At 53.0% G+C, this 353-nt stretch carries 1 protein-coding gene; it reads left to right on the plus strand.

Annotation, left to right across the window (positions count from 1 at the left end):
- Nucleotides 1–353 (plus strand): Ig-like domain-containing protein (locus V5298_RS21105; protein WP_332933320.1); only part of this gene is annotated, 353 nt, incomplete at both ends.

Here is a 353-nt window from a genome sequence, read left to right on the forward strand (position 1 = left end):
CCTACCATTAGCGGGACCTGTGATGAAATCGGGGCGGTGATCAGTATTGAAGTCACCGACAGTGACAGCGATACCCAGACCTTCACCACCACCGTATTGCCTGACGGTTCTTTCTCAGTAGATTTACCGGCTGCGGCTTCCGAAGGGTTACTCAATGTGGACGTGTCGGTGCTCGATGCCGCTGGCAATCTCGCCAGTGTTTCGACTTCCGGCCTTATCGATCTCACGCTCCCAATACTGAACCTAGATGCTTTGTCTAATCTCAACAGTGCCACACCTACCATTAGCGGGACCTGTGATGAAATCGGGGCGGTGATCAGTATTGAAGTCACCGACAGTGACAGCGATACCCA

Source organism: Alteromonas sp. 14N.309.X.WAT.G.H12, from assembly GCF_036697315.1.
Classification (GTDB): Bacteria; Pseudomonadota; Gammaproteobacteria; order Enterobacterales; family Alteromonadaceae; genus Alteromonas.